Genomic DNA, 20698 nt, shown 5'->3' with positions numbered 1-20698 from the left:
GACTCATCGTTCGCACTATGAACAAGGTGCTCAGACACATCTTTAATAGAGGTAATATTTTGCGTGATCTCGCTAGTCACATGGGTTTGTTCTTCGGCCGCCGTTGCAATTTGAGTCGCCATATCACTGATTTGGTTAACCGCCGCATCAATCTCACTCAATGCTGCAGTGGCTTTATCAGCGTCCGCGACTGAATCACCCGCCAGTGATGAACTACTTTCCATAATAGAAACGGCATTGGCTGTGGTGGTTTGCAAGGTATCAATCGTAGACTTAATTTCTTCTGTCGATGCATGGGTGCGCTGAGACAAGATGCGCACTTCATCGGCAACTACCGCAAAACCACGGCCCTGTTCGCCTGCACGCGCCGCCTCAATCGCCGCATTCAGCGCCAACAAATTGGTTTGCTCAGCAATATCTTGAATAGTCGATAGAACGGTCGAGATTTCTTGGGAGTGACTATCCAACTCCGCCACGATGGTACTGGCCTGCTTCAACTCATCGGCCAAGCGCGTAATTGACGTCTTGGTGTTCTCCACCACTGCCCGACCATTATTGGTGCTTGCAGTTGAATCTTGTGCAGTGCTTGCGGTGTGCTCTGCATGAGAGGCAATTTCCTGCGTCGCCGAGGCCAGTTCTGTCACGGCCGTCGCCACCATGGTAATTTCTTGTTGTTGCTGATTAATATCATCCACATTGCGTTGTGCACGATCGGTACTACTTTTCGATTGCGATGTCAGCTGACCAGCCTGCTCACGAATATGGCTGATGAGTTGGTGCATACTTTCTACGAAGGTATTGAAATTGTGCGCCAACTGCCCGACCTCATCTTCACTCTCTACTTCAATCCGCTGAGTCAAATCACCACTACCATGCGCAATTTGCTCAAGTGCATTCGACACATTGGTCAGCGGTCTAAACAGGACGTTAACCAACAGGTTAAACAACAAAGTACACGCAATCACCACCCCGATAGTCACGGCAATTTGTCCCCACACCGCATCGAACAAAGGCGCTACCAGCGAGTCATAATTGATCACTGTGACCGTCATTAACCCTGTATCAGCAATCGGTTTGGCATACACCACACTTTGCTCACCGTTCACCTCTGCCATGAGATCTTGGCCCGAATTAGCGGCATTTTTTACCGTACTTAACGATAGGCCTAAATCACTGACGGGTTGGTTAAGAAGATCCGTATTCGCATGGGTAAAAATGTTGCCATCGCCATTGGCAATAAACATATAACCGCGCCCAGGCAAGATAACCTTCTCAAGCCCCTCAATGATGTCGCCAATTTCAACGTCAGCACCCAGCACCACCATGTCGCCACCCAGTTGCAAGGCTTTACCTAAAGAGACCACATTGGCGCCCGTCGCTGCGGCTACCGTAGGGTTATCCATAAACACACTGGACGGGTCCGCTTTGGCGTTGATATACCAACCCCATTTACGCGGATCATCATTACCGGGTGGGAGGACCACACCGTTCGCGTTGTCTTGGCTACCATCGGGGTAAGCGAGGAAAACGTTGTCAAAACCACCCGAATCGCGCACCTGTTTTAAGTGCGTCACAATGCTATTAAGGTTGGCGTCACTACTTAGCGACGTCATCGCACGTTCTTTCGACACGATCCAATCAGCCACATACTGGTTATATGAGGCCGTCGTGCTTTCGAGACGTTGCGAGACCTCAGTATCAAGCCGTGATAGTGACGCCCGAAATGAGAGTGCCTCAACTAATAAACCACCAATGATGATGGCGACACTCGCCGATAGCGCAAGCTTATTTTTTAATGAAAGTTTTTTAAACATAACTGCCTTGTTTGTCTGTCAAAGTCTGATTGTGATTATTGTCCATCAAGTAAATCAGTGATCACAAAAGCCCGCAAAACCGCTCTCTGTCAAATGGTATCCACATCACAACAATCTTACTGATGCGTTACGCAACACGTTGAACGACAGCGCTGTTTTATCCCCCAAGCCGCCAAAGTTGTGCAATCGAATACATTCGCTAAGCCGGATTCTCTCCAGACTATCAAAGGCAAACAGAGCTGTTATGTGCTAGATCAGTGATATCTAATGCAGTATCGAAACGAACTCACTTATGCATCAATATGATTTTAATTGAGTGAGTTATCCCAACTCGCAACTTTTATTTTGCTCAACTACGCTTTAGTTAATTAAGAAGTACGCGAATAGAGGCGAAGATCATGGACTTGTTTGCGGATCAGCGTGACGACGCATCACCATCCCCACCAGAAACGAATCAGGCTTCCACCCACGAGCCTTGGCGTATTCTGTTGGTGGATGATGATGATTTGATGCACGAGGTGACGCGCTTGGCGTTAACAGGGTTTACTTTTCAAGATCGCCCGCTAGAAATTTTATCGGCTCTCTCTGGACAAGAAGCGAAAGGTATCCTCGAAAAAGAAGAAGGGATCGCACTTGCGCTAGTCGATGTGGTGATGGAAACCGAGCACGCTGGCTTAGATCTGGTGCGATACATCCGCGACGAGAAAAATGACCATGTGATTCGGTTAGTATTGCGGACTGGCCAAGCGGGACAAGCCCCCGAAGACAGAGTCATCCGCGAATACGATATTGACGATTACAAAGAAAAAACTGAACTCACCACCCAAAAGCTAAAAACCTTACTCTACTCTATGCTGCGCTCTTATCGCGATTTGTGCATGATTGAGGAGCAAAAACAAGGATTAAAGCGGGTGATTGAGGCGTCGGCCAACGTCCAAAACACTACTAACCTGCAACACTATGCGACCGCGGTGTTGGAGCAACTCACCTCATTGCTACACATTCATGACTCAGCTTTTTACTGCGTCGTGCAACCTCGCCCCGGAGCGGAGGAGTCGCGCGCACTGACTCTCGCCGCGACAGGAGAGTACGTCGATTGTTATAGCGAATGTGCGTTTGAGAAGTTGCCTAAAACAGTTGCAGAACGATGCCAACAAGCGCTTGATAAACAACAAAATATCCAATTTGACGATGGTTTTGTACTTTTCCACCGTGATGACGATGATGTTGAGTTTCTATTATACGTAAACCATGCTAAAACACTCTCGGAGCTCGACCAACATTTGCTGAAAATAWATATGCAAAACATTGGGCTCACGTTCGAGAACCTTAGCTTGATGGTAGATTTACGAGAAACCTCCAAAGAGCTGGTTTACAACCTCGCCAATGCGGTAGAAGCGCGGAGTAAAGAAACGGGGGCACACGTACAACGGGTGTCTTTGTTCTGTGAACGCCTTGCTGAGCTTTATGGGCTGAATGAACAAGAGGCCACTCTGCTCAAACATGGCTCTCCCTTGCATGATGTCGGTAAAGTCGCTATCCCTGATGCTATTTTACACAAGCCCGGCAAACTCGACCCCGACGAGTGGGAAATCATGCAAAAACACGTGGAATATGGTGTCGAAATTCTTAGCCATTCCAAACGCCGTTTGATTTTAGTTGCCAAAGAAATCGCCGCGACTCACCATGAAAAATGGGATGGTAGTGGTTATCCCAATAAATTGGCAGGGGAAGATATCCCTGTCAGTGGACGGATTTCTGCATTGGCCGACGTGTTTGATGCACTCGGGTCAAAACGCTCCTATAAGGATGCATGGACTGATGATGACATTCGTAAAGAGCTGATCGCTCAGCGCGGTAAACATTTTGAGCCCAAACTGGTCGACTTGCTGATCGATAATTGGGACGACTTTATTGCGATACGTGAGTCACACCCAGACTAGACTTGCACTCTCATCAAAAAACGCGCCGTCTGAGCGCGTTTTTTTGATGCCTGTTTCCCGAAGTACTGACTCACTTAAGAGCTTGCTTATCTACAGCGATATCAACTCTTAGGTTTTCAATTTCACTCCATCAATCAATGTCTTGCCACCGTGAAGAAGGCGTCAACGACCAGCGTTCCATTTCACTGGCACTATAGATCGCACGCCCTTGGCGACCAATTTGAATCGGTATCGTGCTTGCATCAGCGCCAGCATTAATTTGTTTGACAAGATCGGCTGCATGCTGGCCTTGTGACTCACCAAATAGCACAACACCGCCAGCCGTCTTCCCTTTACCGACGGAAAAGTCCCAAAAGCCAAAGGTCGGCACCTCCACATGTTGATTGGTCCAGCTGAGTACCTGATTCGCATCAACATTGTTTCCTTCACTGTCCACCAAGGTTTGATATAAACCGACAATCACCGCATCAAAGCCACTGGGTTTTGCGGCGACGATTTCTCGTTGCCAGCCTTGAAAGGTCACGGCATTAGCAATATTGATTTCAATACCCAAGCTACGTCGAATTTGCTCGTACTGACGCAATATATACTCGGCAGCAATTTCGGAAGTCACCCCAGAATCGAACATCACTTTTACTTTGATGTTTTTCTTACCTAGCAGCATGCTGATTTCGCGCATATTACGCACAAATAACGGCAACTCCAGCACCCCCGTGACTTTTGCCTGACCCTCATATTCGGCAAGCAAGTGGCGAGGGTTCGAGTTAATCCCTAAAAATACAATCGAGATAGGCTCGTCATAGAGCCTTGGCAACATGTATTTCAGCGCATTGTCATCACCAAGCACCACGATCTCAGGCTTGGTTGCTTGGTATGCGGCAAAGGCTTTATCCGCCTGCTTTTCAAACTCACTGGGCGGCAGTCGCTTAGTATCCATTTCAAACCGAGATAGCGTGTAATCACTGCCCAATGTCCTCTCTAAACCGGCGATATAGCTTTTATCCCAATCATAACCGTAGTGATAGCTTTCAATCAGCATCACGTTAGTCGCCCATACAGGAGCGGTGACGCACAGCAACAAGCTAGTGAGTGCTTTAATCAACAAGTGCATGATGCTCTCCTCAATAATCTGACTTTTTTAGTGTAGGCGAGCCAAGACAGACACCCTTGCCATTACGAACAGTTTTTTCATCTACACTTAAATTTGATTCTGTCGCCATCGATGATCCTAGACGTATGAGCAAAAGCCATAAATTCGATGAAAGTATCCGCAATCCCTTCTTCAGCCTCGTGGGCCGTCGAATTTTGCTGATCATGATTTTGCTCAGCGGCTTTTTCACCGTTTTTACCACGCTTTTGCAAACCTATTGGGACTATGACGAAGCCTTCGATAATGTCGAAAGTCGTCATTACGAAATCGAAAATATTCATGCCGATTTATTGGCGAGTTCACTGTGGATTTATGATCTGAGTAGTGTACAAGAGCGTTTAGATGGCCTCGTTAACCTGCCCCATGTGAACTACCTTTCTGTACGTTCAGAGAATTATTTGTTCGAAGCGGGTTCACCGGTTGAAGTAAGCAAACTTGTCAATGAATATCCGTTGGAATATGACGACCCAGATACAGGACGTACACAGCGTATCGGGACGATTTATGTCGAATCCGACACAAACACGATTTATGCCCACCTGATTCAGCAGTTCTTCCTCACGCTTTTGCTCAACGCGATTAAGACCTTGCTGGTGTGTTATCTGATTCTACTGGTTTTTCACCACACCGTGAGTCAGCGTGTGTTTCATGTCGCACAATTCTTGCGCGGTTATAACCCGTTAGATCCAGGGCAGAAGAAACTTGAGCTTCCGAGAAAGAAATACATCATGGAAAAGGAAGACGAGCTGGATTGGCTTGCAGCCGAAACCAATAAAATTACCGACAACATGTCAACGCTGTATCGCAACATTATGCTAGAGCGAGAGCGCCTTTCTGACTTCACCCATGTATCCTCGGATTGGCTGTGGGAAACCGATGCCGACCTCAAACTCACTTTTTGCTCTGACCCAATGCGTCACGCTTTGGGTATCGATGCTAAACACTTTCCTTATTTGCATGATGTGCTCACCACCATTGGCTGTAACCAGTTCATTGGTAATTTGCAGCGTCAGCAAGATTTTGCGATGTGTGAAGAAATCATTCAAATTGATAATGACACCCGCTATTTCGTCTTCCAGGCACTCGCCCACTATGGCGTCGATGGATTTCGTGGATTCCGCGGTACCGGTATCGACATTACGGAGCTCAAAAAGACGCAATTTGAGCTAGAGGCATTAAACCAGAACCTCGAAGTCACGGTCGATGAACGCACCCGTGAACTACAAGAAAGTATGGAGCGACTAAAGGCTGCGCAGGATCAGTTAGTTGAGTCTGAGAAATTAGCCGCGTTAGGGAGCTTGGTGGCTGGCGTTGCACACGAAGTCAATACGCCTTTGGGAATCGCAGTCACCGCCTCATCCGTGGTGAAAGAGATCACCACGACGCTCAACGATGCCTTCAAGGAAAAGACACTGACAAGCACCCAGTTTGCGTCACTGATGAAACAAGTGGATGACAGCATCAGCATGCTCGAGCACAACCTTAATCGCGCATCTCATTTAATTCGCGACTTCAAGCAAACCGCTGTCGACCAAGTTTCAGAAGCACATACAGAATTTGATGTGAAGAAAACTCTCGATGCACTTATCGCAAGCCTACACCCAGAAACCCGAAAAATTCCAGTAGCGCCAATGGTTAAAGGGGAAGAAGAAATCATCATGCATAGTCTTCCCGGTGTGCTCACTCAAGTTATTTCCAATTTGGTGATGAACAGTATTAATCATGCGTTCGACGATACCGACACACCGCAAATTCTGATTGAGTTTGAGCGCCAAGATGAGCATCTCTATCTGTGTTATCAGGATAACGGCTGCGGTGTTCCCAAAGAGCTACATCAACGTATTTTTGAACCTTTCTACACCAGCAAACGCGGTCGCGGTGGATCAGGGCTTGGACTCAATTTGGTTTTTAACTTGGTCAAACAAAAGCTACAAGGAGAGTTGCAGTTTGAATCGACACCCGGCGAAGGCGCCAAATTTATGTTTTTAATTCCATTGAACCTCGCCAATATTACGCCTCCACATGCGAGCGAGGACAATCAACAAACGATAGGTAAGCAATGAGCCAGTTGCAAAAGTTTGAGGAAGGGATTAATAACCCACTATTCAGTGTGGTGGGTCGCCGTATCATCCTTTTAATGGTCCTACTCAGCAGCTTATTTACCATCATGACGACCTTACTGCAGCTTTCATGGGACTATGAAGAGGCATTCGATAACGTCGATCGTCGCCACTACGAAATTGAAAACGTACATGCCGATTTAATTGCCTCCTCACTGTGGGTATTTGACTTAGTGAGTGCACAGAATCGCCTCGACGGGCTCGTGAACCTGCCTTATATCGACTATTTGTCAATTGAATTTGATGGTGTCGTCCTTGATGCTGGCCAACCTATCAACCAAAACAGCGTGATGAGTAGCACAGAGCTTATTTACTTTCATCCTGATACAGGACGGCGCATTGAACTGGGTACACTGTTTGTCGAGTCGGACGCTCAAAAAATCTACGATATTTTGTTACGACAATTCGTGATCACGCTTCTACTCAACGGCATAAAAACCCTGATTGTGTGCTCTTTGATTTTGTGGGTATTTCATCAAAGTGTCAGCCAACGAGTCTTTTCAATTGCCAAACACTTACGCTATTTTGATCCATTAGCCCCCATCCATCAGCCGCTGGAACTTAAGCACCGCAAGTACATCATGGAGAAAGATGACGAGCTTGACTGGCTTGCCGATGAAACGAATAAAATTACACTACGCATGGCTAACCTATACCAAAATATTATTTTGGAGCAGGAACGCCTCGCAGACTTTACCAGCGCATCATCAGATTGGTTGTGGGAAACGGATGCTAGACAACGTATCACCTTTTGCTCGGATGCCATGCAAGCAGCACTCGACATTCCCGTGGACGATAAGCCCAAACTCCGTGATATTCCACTGTTAAGCCATTGCCATACCCTGCTGGCTCGATTAGAAGATTACGAAAACTTCACCATGTGTGAAGAACAAATTTCGTTTAACACTCGCCCTCATTACTTTGTTTTTCAGGGCATTGCTCACTTCAGCGATGAAGGGTTTGTCGGCTTTCGCGGCACAGCGATTGATATCACCGAACTGAAGCAAACCCAGCTTGAACTACAAATGTTGAATCAGAACTTGGAGCAGACCGTCAATGAACGGACTCAGGATCTTGAGCAAAGTATGGAAAACCTAAAAGCGGCACAGAATCAGTTAGTGGAATCAGAAAAGCTGGCTGCTTTGGGAAGTCTCGTCGCTGGTGTTGCGCATGAAGTGAACACGCCACTGGGGATCGCGGTGACTGCCAATTCCGTGATAAAAGAAGCGGTAGCCACACTCAATCATGCCTTCGCGGACCAATCCCTCACCAGTCAACAGTTTGAAACCGTGATGAAGCAGATCGTCGATGGCTCCAACATGTTGGAAAACAACCTCAATCGTGCCGCCCGCTTGATTCGTGATTTCAAACAAACGGCCGTCGACCAAGTCTCAGAGAGCCGCAGTCAGTTTCGCGTCGTGCAAGCGCTAGACGCGCTGATGGGGAGTTTACGTCCCGAAACGAAAAAAGTGCCCGTCGTCCCCATTATCGAAGGTGATGCCAATCTAGAAATGAGTAGCTTGCCCGGAGTATTGACCCAAGTCGTCTCAAACTTGGTAATGAATAGCGTGCGGCACGCATTTGAGAATATCGAAAACCCAGAAATAAAAATTAAAGTCAGTGATTTAGGCGATGAAGTGCAAGTCGTATACACCGATAATGGTGTAGGTGTACCGCCTGAACTACATCAGCGAATTTTCGAACCTTTTTACACCAGCAAACGTGGCAAAGGAGGCTCGGGGCTTGGCCTTAACTTAGTGTTTAATCTGGTTAGACAAAAGCTTCAAGGCAAACTAAGTTTTGACTCAGATGTCAACCAAGGCGTGACGGTGGTGCTCACGTTACCGAAGTTCTTACAAGTATCTGCCCCATCGGAAAGTGAAAGCGTTTCACGATAAATCAGGTCTTATTCTCTACATCTGCTTAATAAAGGTACGCGTGATGAAATGGTTACGTCAGTGGCTGGCCGCCGCACCGAGCGATAAGCACGCACAGCGCTTATTTCAAAGTCTGCTCACTTTGGCGTGGAGCGTGGAATCAAAAGACCCGTATACCGGTGGGCACCTTTGGCGAGTATCGCGTTTTGCTTACACACTGGCGGAGGAGGAAGGCTGGTCAGAGGAAGATCGCGCTGCGGTTACACTCGGAGGCTTTCTACACGACTTAGGTAAAGTCAGTGTGCCCGATGAGATCTTGCGCAAGACAGCTCAACTCACCGATGACGAGTTTGCCGTGATCCAGAACCACCCCAATGAAGGCTTGTATATTCTTGAAGGCCACCCTCTCGCTACTATCGTCAGTAATGCCGTTGGACTTCACCATGAGCGCGTTGATGGTAAAGGTTACCCCAATCAACTTCACGACCACCTTATCCCAGCGGATGCCAAGGTGATTGCCATTTGTGATGCGTTTGATGCAATGACCAGTCAACGCCCCTACCGCAATGCCATGCCGAAAGAAAAAGCCATTGCCATTATTGAAGAGAACCTCGGCACTCAGTTCGATGAAAAGCTGGGCGCGCGCTTCGTCGCGTTAGCCAAGGCCGGTAAACTGGACTCGATCATTGCGCACACTGACGAAGGGATCCCCTTATATCATTGCCCCACATGCGGCCCGACCATTACACGGTATCGCTCTGATAAATCAGGACACCTCCTCCACTGCCCCGTTTGTTTGCAACAAGCGAAGCTGGTGAAGGCTGACGGCACTTACACCCTTGCACCCACCGGGGTTCAACTCTCACCAGCTAAACAGCGTCGCAAGCCTGATACGGCATTAATTCGTCGGGTAATCCAAGAAACCATCGATACAATCCCCACCCAAGCGCTACTTGCTCGGGCGAATGAACGTCATGTTGATCTGGACACCTGATGCGACCGCTCATTCGCATACTCGTAGAGCGAAGCTTGGTCATTAACGCGATCAAAATAGCTTTAGTGGTGGGGACAATACTCAACATTATCAATCAAGGCGATGCGCTGTGGGCCGATGGCTCATTTAGTATCGGCCATGCCCTACTCAACTATCTCGTTCCCTACAGCGTGGCAAGCTATAGCGCGGCAAAGTACCAACTCAACCAGTCAACAAGCCCTTCAGATAACACGGACAACGCCCCATAAAAAAGCCAGCATTCTGCTGGCTTTCATCCGAAAACAGCGGCCGATTACGCCACGTCAGCCGTCGCTTTTTCTACCGACTGAGATCCAGTTTCTGGCACATAACGGTAATACTCAGCGTCTTTCGCGGGTGCGAGCGTATGCCCCATAATCATATCTGCCGCCTTTTCAGCCACCATGATCGTCGGCGCGTACAGGTTACCATTGGTAATCGCTGGGAAAACAGACGCATCGACGACACGTAGATTTTTCACCCCATGCACATTTAAAGATTCATCCACGACTGCCATTTCATCGCTCGCCAAGCCCATTTTGCAGGTACAGCTGGGGTGGTAAGCACTTTCCCCTTCGCGTGCCACAAAGTCGAGGATCTCTTCATCGGTTTGCGCATCGCTGCCCGGTGATAACTCTTTACCGCGAAGGTGGTCAAACGCAGGTTGCGCAATGATATCTCGCGATACGCGAATCGCTTCCACCCACTCTTTACGCTCTTGTGGCGTAGAGAGATAGTTAAAGAAGATCTCTGGCTTCTCATCTGGATTGGTGCTGCGAATTTTAACGTAACCGCGCACATCGGTATTCATTGGCCCCACATGCAACTGGAAACCATGTCCTTTGTTGGGGGCCGAACCATCATAGCGAATTGCCAGAGGTAAAAAGTGGAACTGCAAGTTCGGATACGCCACCTCATCATTACCGCGTACAAAGCCACCCGCTTCAAAGTGGTTGGTCGCGGCAGCACCTTTACGACGGAACAGCCAATCAAAACCGATTTTCGGTTGATTGTGAAACTTAAGCGCGGGATACATGCTGACCGGCTCTTTACATTCATACTGTACGTAAAGCTCAAGGTGGTCTTGCAAGTTTTCACCCACACCCGGCAAATGGTGAACGGGCTTAATACCCAAGTTTTTCAACATGGTCTCATCGCCAATACCCGATAGCTGCAACAGCTTCGGTGAGTTGATTGCACCACCACAACTGATAATCTCGGCACCATAGGCGGTTTTCTTCCGTCCCCACTTACGGTATTCCACACCGATAGCCGTTTTGTCTTCAAACAACACTTTATCGGTTGTCGCACCGGTGATCACAGTAAGGTTTTTACGGTTCATCACCGGGTGTAGATACGCTCGCGCAGCGCTATGGCGACGACCGCGATAGATATTTTGGTCGAAAATGCCAAAGCCTTCTTGCTGATAACCGTTCACATCGTCGGTTAATGGATAGCCCGCTTGCTGGGTGGCATTAAAGAAGGCACTAAACAGAGGGTTATCGCAATCGGCTGTACTGATCGCCAGTGGACCATTGTTGCCATGGTAATCATCTTGGCCCTGCAAACGTGTTTCACACTTGCGGAAATACGGCAGGCAATGGGCATAATCCCACTTTTTCAATCCGTGCTCGTTGGCCCACTTCTCATAGTCCATGGCGTTACCACGGATGTAAATCATGCCATTAATGCTGCTGCAGCCGCCAAGCACTTTGCCACGAGGCTGCGCGATACGGCGATTATGCATGTTCGGCTCGGGCTCGGATTCATATAACCAGTTATAGGTGCCATCAGTCAGCAAGTATGTCAGTGCGGCGGGCATATGAATGCGAAAATCAAGTCGATAATCAGGACGACCCGCCTCAAGAAGTAGCACCTTGTTATCTGGATTGGCGCTCAAACGGTTCGCCAACACACAGCCTGCTGAACCCGCGCCAATAATGATGTAATCGTAGTTTTGTTGCAGTCCCATAAAACCTCCAGTTTTCCTTCCCGCGCGCAGTGACTTGTTCGCCATCTTGGTGGCGCGGTTATGGGTGAATGTAGTTAGAGGTTTCCTTTTTGAAGTGTTTTTTATTATTTGCTTGATGCTTGTGCATCAATGCATTGTTGTAGCAACCGATAGTGGTGGCTGATCGTTGCCTGCGCCTTAAAAGGCTCTGCGGCAACAATGTGGTGGACGGTCTGCTGCCAGTTTTCCACCGTTTGGCGACGATACTCCGCCGCCTGATAAAGGGCATAATCGTGCGAGCTAAAGCCTTGTTGAAGCGCATGCATCACCCACTCAAAAATTGGGTTGCCTGACATTTCAGCAATCAGCAGGTTTAGCGCCCGATCTAGCTCCCCTAATCGATCAAGATCTGGGCTCACACTCGCCGCTTCAGCCGCTAAAGCTTCGACGGTTTCCCGCAGTGTGACTTTCTGCGCCTCACTCCCGCGACTCATCGCAAGCAATACCAAGCTTTGGTCGACCGTTTCACGAAACTCCGCCACTTTCTCCGCATTGATATGGCTTTGCTTGAGAAACAGCGCCAGTGATTCACTGATATGATGAACATCCACTTGGCGCACGACAGCACCACCTTTCTGACCCTTGCGGATTTCAATCAAGCCTTTTTGCTTGAGTGCCTGAATCGCCTCACGCACCACACCACGCCCTGTTCCGAACTGTTGCTGAAGCTCACGCTCACTGGGTAGTTTGTCACCCGGCTTTAGCGCCTCGGACAGAATCGCTGACTCAATTTGTAATGCCACATCTTCACTGGCCCGGCCCATTTGCACCGGATGAAAAAGGCTTTGTGTGGTTATGTTCATCATCACCCTCTCTTTTGGTAGGACCAAACTAACAATTCTTTGCCATTAAAGTCAAATCTCATCTCGCTATCCTCGCTTTGGTACGACCATTCCCCATAATAGAAAATCAACTTATTGGATTGATAAATATGATAAAAATAAAAAATCCCGCTTGGTTTTACCGAAGCGGGATTTTTTCACTGTCTGCAGACGACAACTAACTTTGGTATACCATTCGCCACTCACGCTCTCCGGTATGTGGATCCGTTTGCTCTCTATCAACCACAAAACCGTGACGTAGATAAAACGCGTAACTGGCGGTATTTTTCTGATAAACCGTGAGGTCGATAGTGGGCTTTTGCAGTTTGGCATGATCGAGCAATTGACTGCCCACACTGGCGCCCTGATGGGCAGGATCGACAAAAATCGCCGCCAGCGTATTACCATGTAATGCATAAAAGCCAAGGATAACCTCTTGATGGATACCTACCCACACCTCAGCCATCGGTAAGTAAGAGGCACGCATGGCATCACGTTGCTGATGCCAGAACGCCTCATCAATGAAATCATGCGCCTGCAGTGAGGCATTTAACCAGATATCTAGAACCGGCTCCGTATCGTCCGGCCGCATACGACGAATGGTTAATCGATTGGACGCCGTCGTTGACATACTGTTCCCTTTTTATTGCTCGGAGAGTAACGCAGGCTGGACCACCAAATTACGTACACCGTGCGCATGATGCTCTTCAAATACGTTTGCCTGACACCAGCGCTGAATACTTGCGATGTTGACCTTTTTGACCTTCGGGCGGACCCGCCACGTTACTTGGTACGGCGATCCTTTCTCGTTGTAGGCCGGGCCAGTCGTTGAGCCGAGATAGCTTACCGCCTGACCACTATCTTCGGGCAGGTGAATCGCTTGATAGCGCCCTTTGCGCTGACCAACCGCCGTCAGGCGCGTGAAATCAGCGGCACTATCATCATTCACCGCCACAAGCACTTGTGCCTCAACCCGCAACTGTGGATTTACCGTCGCATCACTTAAGCATGCACCCAGCGTCGGACCCGGCGCGACGGACGCCGTGCTATACACATAGTGAAGTTCCAAAGTGTCGCCAACCTGCACACTTTGATGCTCACTGGCACACACAGGCTGGTGATATGCCGTGCGCTCAGCGTCGGTTAATTGTCCGGTATAGAGGTAACCGGATTGGTGACCCTGCCCGTCCCCGATCCCAGCATATCGCGTAAATTCGCCGCCTTTATGCTCTGCGTTTTTATGAAAATGAATATTACACAAATTCATTTGCGGTGCGGCAGGTGCGTACTGAAAGCGTTGTGGGTTAGTGCCTGAGAGTTGATCGATATCGCGGGGTGACTGAGGACCAAAGCCCTTACCTAACGTCGCTTCATTAAGGGATTGATGCTGGTTAGCGAGTAATGTTTCATCATTACTGACGGTCGCGAAAACGGAAGTGGAAAGCAGCACACTGAGGGAGGCCGCTAAAAATGAACGTGATGTCTTCATGATTCCTTTCTGTCTGTGAGTCAAAAACTTGCGAGTCTAGTCCTGTTACTCGCAAGTATATTGATCTCAGCCGTAGCCCGTTGATAAACCACACAACGCGACCCGTTTTTTGGAATCTTTATCACTGTTTTATCACGACAAATCAGTCAGTTGCTTGTCGGAATGAGAATTTAACCCGCTCAATGTTCGACTCAGTCCGCAAGCTTTTTAGTCATAAAGTATAGAGAATGGTTGAGGGGATAATCATCTAACGTCATCTGACATTGATAGCCATGTTTTTCATAGAAAGGTTTAGCTTGAAAACTAAAGGTATCGACAAAGGCCATCTTACAACCTACCTCTTTGCCGTACTCTTCCAAATTGCTCAATAGATGACTACCAACATGGCGTTGACGAAAGGCATCATCCACCCAAAGGTATTTAATCAACAGCCATTGTCCCCAGGTGTTGGCTATAATTCCACCCACTCGCTCATCATGATCATTAAAGGCATAACCAGCTAACGACCCTTCTGGGATCCCGGCAAGAAACGGGTGATTACTTTGCTTTAACCCTTGGCGAATGGCAGTAATATCATCATCACTCGGGTTAGCATCCATACGATATTTCATGTGTTTACGTATCCATACTGATTAACACAGAAACGAGTATGCCTTGGGTGGCATGGACAATCTGTGTCCATGCGCACTTTATCGGTTCTTACTCCGCATTGATTGGCTTAGCTGCCACCGAACATTGGGTTGTTACCGTTAGCTTTGGCCAATGGGTTAGCCATTGCTTGTGATCAATTCGCTGCTGGAATATCGACCAAGGGCGAGCGGGATTGTGGCTGAGTTTCAGTTCAAACAAAGACTGTACACCGAATGCGGCAATCACTTCACAGCGCTGATTCATATCGAGGCGAACCGCAATGGCCGTTTCCTTTTCGGGCCAAAAACGCATCGCATCCAGTGTGCTCGCATACGGCCGATCTTGATGCTTTTCATGCATTCTTGCTTGGTTACGCACCTGCCAAGTCATCTCAGGCATGGTTTTTTGCAACAAGGCTTCAAGGTATTGCTCGCGCTCAATGCTGGTGTCTGAGGGATCAAAGTAGATCACATCAATATCATTAAGCGCACTCGGCGGGTACTTATGGCATGCATCCCAGACCAAGTTGCGAACAAACCCGGCGGCGATATAGCACTGGGGTAAATTGAGGGACTGAACACATCGTAACGCACGCATCCTCACAGGATCTGCCTCAATCAAATCAATTAAGGCGCGACGATATGTCTTCTGGCATAAAAAGAAATGGTGCTGGTGACGTTTACGGATCCGACGACGTTTCATGAATTAGTCACCACGACGGACGTGTTCGAATATTTCGCGTGATACATGATAGTTATACTGCCTGGCAATTTTCTGGGCAAAAAACAGCTGTGGTAACTCAAATAGCACTAAGCCAACCAAAATCAACGCAAAATAAGGCTGACTCATCACTAAGCCGATAACGGCGATCACCAATAATGCACATTCTACGACAAACAACCCATACCTTCGCAAGTAAAGATGATGAAAGCCACCAAGGAATGCCCAATTCAGCGCCGCATAGGTATCGGGGTCTTTGAGCTGTCTGGCTTGCTCGGCAAAATAGCGTTTTTTCTGGCTTTGGGTCAAGCCATTCACCTGCTTCCTCAGTGCTTCTTCTTGCGCCTCCAGCGCTTCGATCGGTTGGGTAAAACGCATTAAGGCACCTCGTCGTGAATTTTTTCAATCGCATTGGGATTATTACAGCGGCGAATGCGCGCCAATCCGAGTTGCCAGCCTCGGAGTGCGCCGTATCTTTCGATCGCTTGGCGCGTGTACTCCGAGCAGCTCGGCTCGAAATTACACTCAATATTGAACAGTTTCTTTGATCCACCTTTAGCTTGGTAACGATGGATCAAACTAAGCGACAAATACTTGAGCATTAGCGACCTAAGGTGACAATCACTGCCTCACGCTGCCAAAACAGCATGTATCTTTTCTTTTCAATGACTTGAAAAACAACCTGCCAGCCATCTTGCGCGTATTGATTGAGTTCGGCTTCGAGGCGTTGCAACGGCAAGCCACTTGAGCCCAGCAATAAGGTGCCGCAACCACCTTCAACAATATGAACGACTTTGTACTCGGTAAACTGACTCATATTTTCTCCTGACAGTTAAATGGATAAAACGGAATGTCTGACTGGCGACTCCACGACTCACGCTTCCATTGCAGGATTGAGTTTGGCGGTGAGGACATGATCTTGCCAGCGGCCATTGATTTTGAGGTAACGGCGAGCATAGCCTTCGCGCTCAAACCCCAGCTTGGTAAGTAGCCGCTCACTGCGCGTGTTGTCCGGAATATAGTTGGCCATCACACGGTGCAACCCAACCTGATCAAATACAAAACGGATGCCTGCTTGGATGGCTTCATGCATGTAGCCCTGCCCTTGATAATGCTTGTCAGCGGCATAACCTAACATGCACGCTTTAAAGGCGCCGTGAATGACATTGGTAAAATTGCACACCCCTATCACATCGTCCCGTTCATGATGCAAAATCACAAACTTAAAGGCTTGCTGCTGTTGAAACAAATCGTTCGCTTCTTGCAGCGCGCTATGCCAATAGTCTTCGCGATAAAATGCGGCAGGACGTATGGGCTCCCATGGGGAAAGGTGAGCACGATTTCGTTGATAAAACTGCGCCATCATGTCGGCTTTTTCTGGGGGAAGTAAAACTAATCTCGTCCTTGGGGTGCTCAGCACTTGGGGCCTCCTTACATCGGTTCGCGCGACAGACAGAACCAAAACCTAAAACAAAAAATGCCGCCTTTGAGGCGGCATCAGAGATTACCAGATATTCACCCGCTGATCTTCCGGTAAATACATGCCATCACCTTCTTTAATATCAAAGGCTTCATAGAATGCAGGGACATTACGCGGCGCACCAAGCACGCGATATTGCGGTGGCGCATGCGGACCTAGCGACACGCGCTCACGCAGGGCATCTTCACGCATCTTCATTTTCCAAATCTGTCCCCAACTGAGGAAGAATCGCTGCTCGCCGGTATACCCGTCCATCACTGGAGACGGTTCTCCGTGCAACGATTTTTGATAGGCGCGGAAGGCGGTGGTCAAGCCGACTAAATCACCAATGTTCTCACCCAAAGACACTTTGCCGTCAATGAACAAGCCCGGCAATGGCTCAAACTGGCTAAATTGCTCAGCCAGCTTTTGGGTGCGTGCATCAAAGCGCGCCCTGTCCTCATCCGTCCACCAATTGGATAGGTTGCCATCGCCATCATAACGCGAACCCTGATCATCAAAACCGTGTCCCATTTCATGACCAATCACCGCGCCGATACCGCCATAGTTCACGGCGTCATCCGCATTCATATCAAAAAACGGTGGCTGTAAGATCCCGGCGGGGAACACAATCTCATTGGCGGTTGGGCTGTAATAAGCGTTGACCGTTTGCGGGGTCATGCCCCACTCTTTGCGATCAACGGGCGCACCAATCCGCGACAACATATCTTGATAGCCCCAGCGTCCGGCACGTTTGCTGTTGCCAATCAAGTCATCGGCGTTGATGGTCAGCGCGCTGTAATCTTCCCATTGCTCTGGGTAGCCGATTTTAGGCGTGAATTTACTCAGCTTATCCAATGCTTTCGCTTTGGTTTCATCGCTCATCCACGCTAATGATTCAATCGAGTCTTTAAACGCGGCACGCAGGTTATCAATCATGGTTTCCATACGTGCTTTGGCTTGCGGTGGGAAGTAGCGGGCGACATATTCTTGGCCAAGCGCTTCACCCAATACCCCTTCAGTGGCTTTCACGCCGCGCTTCCAGCGGTCACGCTGCTCAGGAATACCATTGAGGGTTTTGGAATAGAACGCAAATTGACGTTCAACCAACTCATGATTTAGGCGCGGCGCAAACGCATTGAGCGTGCGGATGGTTAGATAATCTTGCCACGCTTGCAGGCTAGTTTGCTCAAACACCTGCCCTAGCGCCTCAAAATAAGACGGCATGCGCACCACAACCTCATCGGCTTTGTCGATACCCGCGCGTTTGGCAAAGCGTGCATAATCAAAACCGCCCATCAACTGGTTGAGCGCCTCAATGGGCATTTTGTTATAGGTGGCTTGCGCGTCACGGCGTTTAGCGCGTGTCCAATGGTGATCTGCCAGTGTTTTTTCCAGCTGATAAATTCTATCCGCGCGTTGTTTGGCCTGATCGTAGCCCGCTAAGCGCAGCATGTCTTCGAGATAGCGTTTGTAAGCGGTGCGGATACGCTCAGCGTCCTCGGTGTCTCGGAAATAATAGTCTCTATCCGGCAAGCCCAACCCGCTTTGGCTTAGATACAGAGCGTTATAGTCAGGGTTTTTCGCATCGGCCCACGCATAAAAACTAAACGGGATCCCAACACCAATTTGTCGCAAATCGGCCATCGCATAAATCAACGCAGGCTTCGAGGAAATCGCCGCAATACGATCAAGCTCAGGCTGGATTGGCGTGACTCCTAAGGCATCAATTTTATCTTGGTCCATATAGCTAWGATAAAAATCACGCAGCTTTTGCTCGTTGGAGTCAGGCTTAAGATCATCACGCGCCACCAGCTCATCAATGATGCCTTTCAGACGCTTTTCATTCTCTTCCGCTAAGATACGGAACGCACCATAGCTGGACATATCACTGGGGATTTGGGTTTTGTCGTACCACGTGCCGTTCACGTGACGGAACAAGTCATCTTGTGGACGAACCGATCGATCAAAATCTTGCAGATGGAGCCCAGACGCTCGCTGCTCCTGAACTTGTGCAGCGTCAGCCGCCTGCACCGCAGTTGATGAAACGCTAAGCCCCATGCCAAGTACAACACTCAGTGCGACACGCGTCAGTAACAGACGTTTTTTCGGTGTTTTTATCATTTTCCTTTCCTATATGACTCAGTCACTTTCCTTGTTCACTATCGTGATGGTGTCCTCACGTCTAAATCGCGATAGAGCACCAAACAGTGGTAATCTCGTCCTTCATCTTGCTCGGGTTCAAAATGGGAAATACGACAGAACCCTTGCTGATACCAGAATCGAAACGCGCGAATGTTTTCGGCGTAAACATTCACCCCCATGCGTCGATAGTCCCCATAAGCTTGCACGGTTTCAATCACGCTCGCAACCGCTTCGCTGCCATAGCCATGTTTTTGATATCTTGGGGAAATAGTGAGCATGGGCAACCAAACACTCTGTGCATCCGGCGCATTGAGCGAGATTTGTAAGTAGCCAATATCTTTACCGTCATGGGTCTGAATGCGACGAAGGTAAAAGGCCTCTTCGACGTCGGGCGCCTTTTTCTCCGCACTATCCGCTATCAATGCTTGATAGGTCGACAACGACCAAGGTTTAAACGTGGGATCTTGATATTGCAGATGCTGATTTTGCTCAAACAGCGCTTTAACGCGCTTTGCATCACTGTACTCAAACGCACTAAAACACAAGCGTTCAGACCGCCATGTTGCTGGAAACATGTTCCTATTCCTTTTAATCCTATGACTGCCATTAATCATGAGCCGCTAGCGCCCGTCGATGACTGACATCAGCGTGATTCATCATACACGTGCCAAAGCGCTTCGCGCACCAAGAGATACGTTTTTGCGCCTCGCGATTCAGCATGTAATAGGCAAAAAAAATTTCTCATATCGATAAAAATATTCAATGAAACAGCGTCTTGAACTTAATACAGCAGGCCCAATCTATAACCTTGAAGTCGCCATGGAGACGACTTTGATGCCCCATCCCTGATCTCTTGGGCATCATCATCTTGTCTTTTAGTTTGATAGCTTACGTAGGAGACACCGGATATGAAAATTCGTCCTTTGCACGACAAACTCCTTGTTGAACGACAAGTGGTTGATAACAAAACAGAAGGAGGAATTTTACTGACTTCTCAAGCGACCGAAAAATCCACCCGTGGTCGTGTAATCGCTGTCGGCGAAGGGAAGCGCCTCGCCAACGGTGAACGCGCACCAATGGCAGTAAAAGAAGGTGACACCATCATCTTCAACGATGGCTATGGCGTTAAGACAGAGAAAATTGATGGGAACGAGTATCTGATCCTGTCTGAGTCTGACGTGTTAGCGGTTGTTGCGTAATTATTTTCAGCGTATTTAGGAGAATATCATGGCTGCAAAAGAGATTTTATAYTCTGATGATGCTCGTCAAAAAATGCTACGCGGTGTCAATATCCTCGCCGACGCAGTAAAAGTGACCTTAGGGCCTAAAGGCCGTCACGTTGTGCTTGATAAGTCTTATGGCGCGCCAACCATCACCAAAGATGGGGTATCTGTTGCCAAAGAGATCACCTTAGAAGACAAATTTGAAAACATGGGCGCCCAAATGGTCAAACAGGTCGCCTCCAAAGCCAACGATGAGGCGGGAGACGGCACCACAACCGCAACCG

General features: G+C 48.5%; 21 protein-coding genes. 7 read left to right on the top strand and 14 right to left on the bottom strand.

The genetic code is table 11. From position 1 onward, the window contains the following. Window positions 1-1814 (bottom strand): methyl-accepting chemotaxis protein (locus BZJ17_RS15725; RefSeq protein ID WP_077641373.1); only part of this gene is annotated, 1814 nt, incomplete at its 3' end. Window positions 1815-2212: 398 nt separating this feature from the next. On the opposite strand from BZJ17_RS15725, the gene BZJ17_RS15720 reads away from it, so the two are divergent. Beyond that, window positions 2213-3757, top strand: a complete 1545-nt coding sequence (locus BZJ17_RS15720; protein ID WP_077641372.1) for a DUF3369 domain-containing protein — start codon at window positions 2213-2215, stop codon at window positions 3755-3757. A gap of 130 nt (window positions 3758-3887) precedes the next feature. Here the strand turns inward: BZJ17_RS15720 and BZJ17_RS15715 are convergent, their stop codons facing one another. Next, on the bottom strand, window positions 3888-4868 hold the full coding sequence (locus BZJ17_RS15715; RefSeq protein WP_077641371.1) for a hypothetical protein: 981 nt from the start codon (window positions 4866-4868) through the stop codon (window positions 3888-3890). Window positions 4869-4993: 125 nt separating this feature from the next. On the opposite strand from BZJ17_RS15715, the gene BZJ17_RS15710 reads away from it, so the two are divergent. The 4 genes from BZJ17_RS15710 to nrtS are packed head-to-tail and all read left to right on the top strand — an operon-like array spanning window position 4994 to window position 10146. Next, entirely contained in the window at window positions 4994-6970 is a 1977-nt protein-coding gene (locus BZJ17_RS15710; protein ID WP_077641370.1) for an ATP-binding protein, read from the top strand. Next, window positions 6967-8925, top strand: coding sequence for an ATP-binding protein (locus tag BZJ17_RS15705; RefSeq protein WP_077641369.1), 1959 nt, complete (start codon window positions 6967-6969; stop codon window positions 8923-8925). Before BZJ17_RS15710 ends, BZJ17_RS15705 begins: the two co-directional genes overlap by 4 nt. A gap of 43 nt (window positions 8926-8968) precedes the next feature. Beyond that, entirely contained in the window at window positions 8969-9898 is a 930-nt protein-coding gene (locus tag BZJ17_RS15700) for an HD domain-containing phosphohydrolase (protein ID WP_077641368.1), read from the top strand. Next, window positions 9898-10146, top strand: a complete 249-nt coding sequence (gene nrtS / locus BZJ17_RS15695; RefSeq protein ID WP_077641367.1) for a nitrate/nitrite transporter NrtS — start codon at window positions 9898-9900, stop codon at window positions 10144-10146. The genes BZJ17_RS15700 and nrtS overlap by 1 nt, the downstream gene beginning before the upstream one ends. A gap of 44 nt (window positions 10147-10190) precedes the next feature. On the opposite strand, the gene betA is transcribed toward nrtS, so the two are convergent. From betA to BZJ17_RS15635, 12 genes are all read right to left on the bottom strand, one after another. Further along, window positions 10191-11888 carry a choline dehydrogenase gene (betA, locus tag BZJ17_RS15690; protein ID WP_077641366.1) on the bottom strand — a complete coding sequence of 566 codons (1698 nt, stop codon included), beginning with the start codon at window positions 11886-11888 and terminating at the stop codon, window positions 10191-10193. Window positions 11889-11992: 104 nt separating this feature from the next. Next, window positions 11993-12733 (bottom strand): GntR family transcriptional regulator, encoded by a 741-nt coding sequence (locus tag BZJ17_RS15685; RefSeq protein WP_108743838.1) that lies wholly within the window; start codon window positions 12731-12733, stop codon window positions 11993-11995. 193 nt (window positions 12734-12926) lie between these two features. Then, window positions 12927-13379: a GNAT family N-acetyltransferase gene (locus BZJ17_RS15680; protein ID WP_077641365.1), complete on the bottom strand. Its 453-nt coding sequence runs from the start codon at window positions 13377-13379 to the stop codon at window positions 12927-12929. 12 nt (window positions 13380-13391) lie between these two features. After that, a complete protein-coding gene (locus BZJ17_RS15675) occupies window positions 13392-14237 on the bottom strand; it encodes a delta-class carbonic anhydrase (protein ID WP_077641364.1) in 846 nt (281 codons plus the stop codon). 191 nt (window positions 14238-14428) lie between these two features. Continuing rightward, a complete protein-coding gene (locus BZJ17_RS15670; RefSeq protein ID WP_077641363.1) occupies window positions 14429-14848 on the bottom strand; it encodes a GNAT family N-acetyltransferase in 420 nt (139 codons plus the stop codon). A gap of 88 nt (window positions 14849-14936) precedes the next feature. Then, window positions 14937-15464 carry a nucleotidyltransferase family protein gene (locus BZJ17_RS15665; protein ID WP_069587123.1) on the bottom strand — a complete coding sequence of 176 codons (528 nt, stop codon included), beginning with the start codon at window positions 15462-15464 and terminating at the stop codon, window positions 14937-14939. 108 nt (window positions 15465-15572) lie between these two features. Continuing rightward, window positions 15573-15965 (bottom strand): hypothetical protein, encoded by a 393-nt coding sequence (locus tag BZJ17_RS15660; RefSeq protein ID WP_069587063.1) that lies wholly within the window; start codon window positions 15963-15965, stop codon window positions 15573-15575. After that, window positions 15965-16189, bottom strand: coding sequence for a membrane protein insertion efficiency factor YidD (gene yidD, locus BZJ17_RS15655; RefSeq protein WP_077641361.1), 225 nt, complete (start codon window positions 16187-16189; stop codon window positions 15965-15967). The genes BZJ17_RS15660 and yidD overlap by 1 nt, the downstream gene beginning before the upstream one ends. After that, window positions 16189-16404: a DUF4177 domain-containing protein gene (locus BZJ17_RS15650; RefSeq protein WP_069362674.1), complete on the bottom strand. Its 216-nt coding sequence runs from the start codon at window positions 16402-16404 to the stop codon at window positions 16189-16191. The genes yidD and BZJ17_RS15650 overlap by 1 nt, the downstream gene beginning before the upstream one ends. 57 nt (window positions 16405-16461) lie before the next feature. Next, window positions 16462-17007 (bottom strand): ribosomal protein S5-alanine N-acetyltransferase, encoded by a 546-nt coding sequence (rimJ, locus tag BZJ17_RS15645; RefSeq protein ID WP_077641360.1) that lies wholly within the window; start codon window positions 17005-17007, stop codon window positions 16462-16464. A gap of 84 nt (window positions 17008-17091) precedes the next feature. Then, window positions 17092-19170, bottom strand: coding sequence for a M13 family metallopeptidase (locus BZJ17_RS15640; RefSeq protein WP_077641359.1), 2079 nt, complete (start codon window positions 19168-19170; stop codon window positions 17092-17094). Between the two features lie 38 nt (window positions 19171-19208). Next, complete coding sequence (locus BZJ17_RS15635) at window positions 19209-19766, bottom strand: GNAT family N-acetyltransferase (protein ID WP_077662070.1); 558 nt, start codon at window positions 19764-19766, stop codon at window positions 19209-19211. 333 nt (window positions 19767-20099) lie between these two features. On the opposite strand from BZJ17_RS15635, the gene BZJ17_RS15630 reads away from it, so the two are divergent. Beyond that, the gene (locus tag BZJ17_RS15630) at window positions 20100-20390 is read left to right on the top strand and encodes a co-chaperone GroES (protein ID WP_077641357.1); all 291 of its coding nucleotides are present in this window, start codon (window positions 20100-20102) and stop codon (window positions 20388-20390) included. Between the two features lie 28 nt (window positions 20391-20418). Further along, window positions 20419-20698: TCP-1/cpn60 chaperonin family protein (locus tag BZJ17_RS17530; protein WP_277868811.1), on the top strand; the 280-nt coding region annotated here is incomplete at its 3' end.

Origin of the sequence: Salinivibrio sp. IB574 (assembly GCF_001996205.1) — a bacterium.
GTDB lineage: Bacteria > Pseudomonadota > Gammaproteobacteria > Enterobacterales > Vibrionaceae > Salinivibrio > Salinivibrio proteolyticus.
Note: the sequence above shows the minus strand (reverse complement) of the source record. Positions and strands in the feature narration are given on the sequence as shown.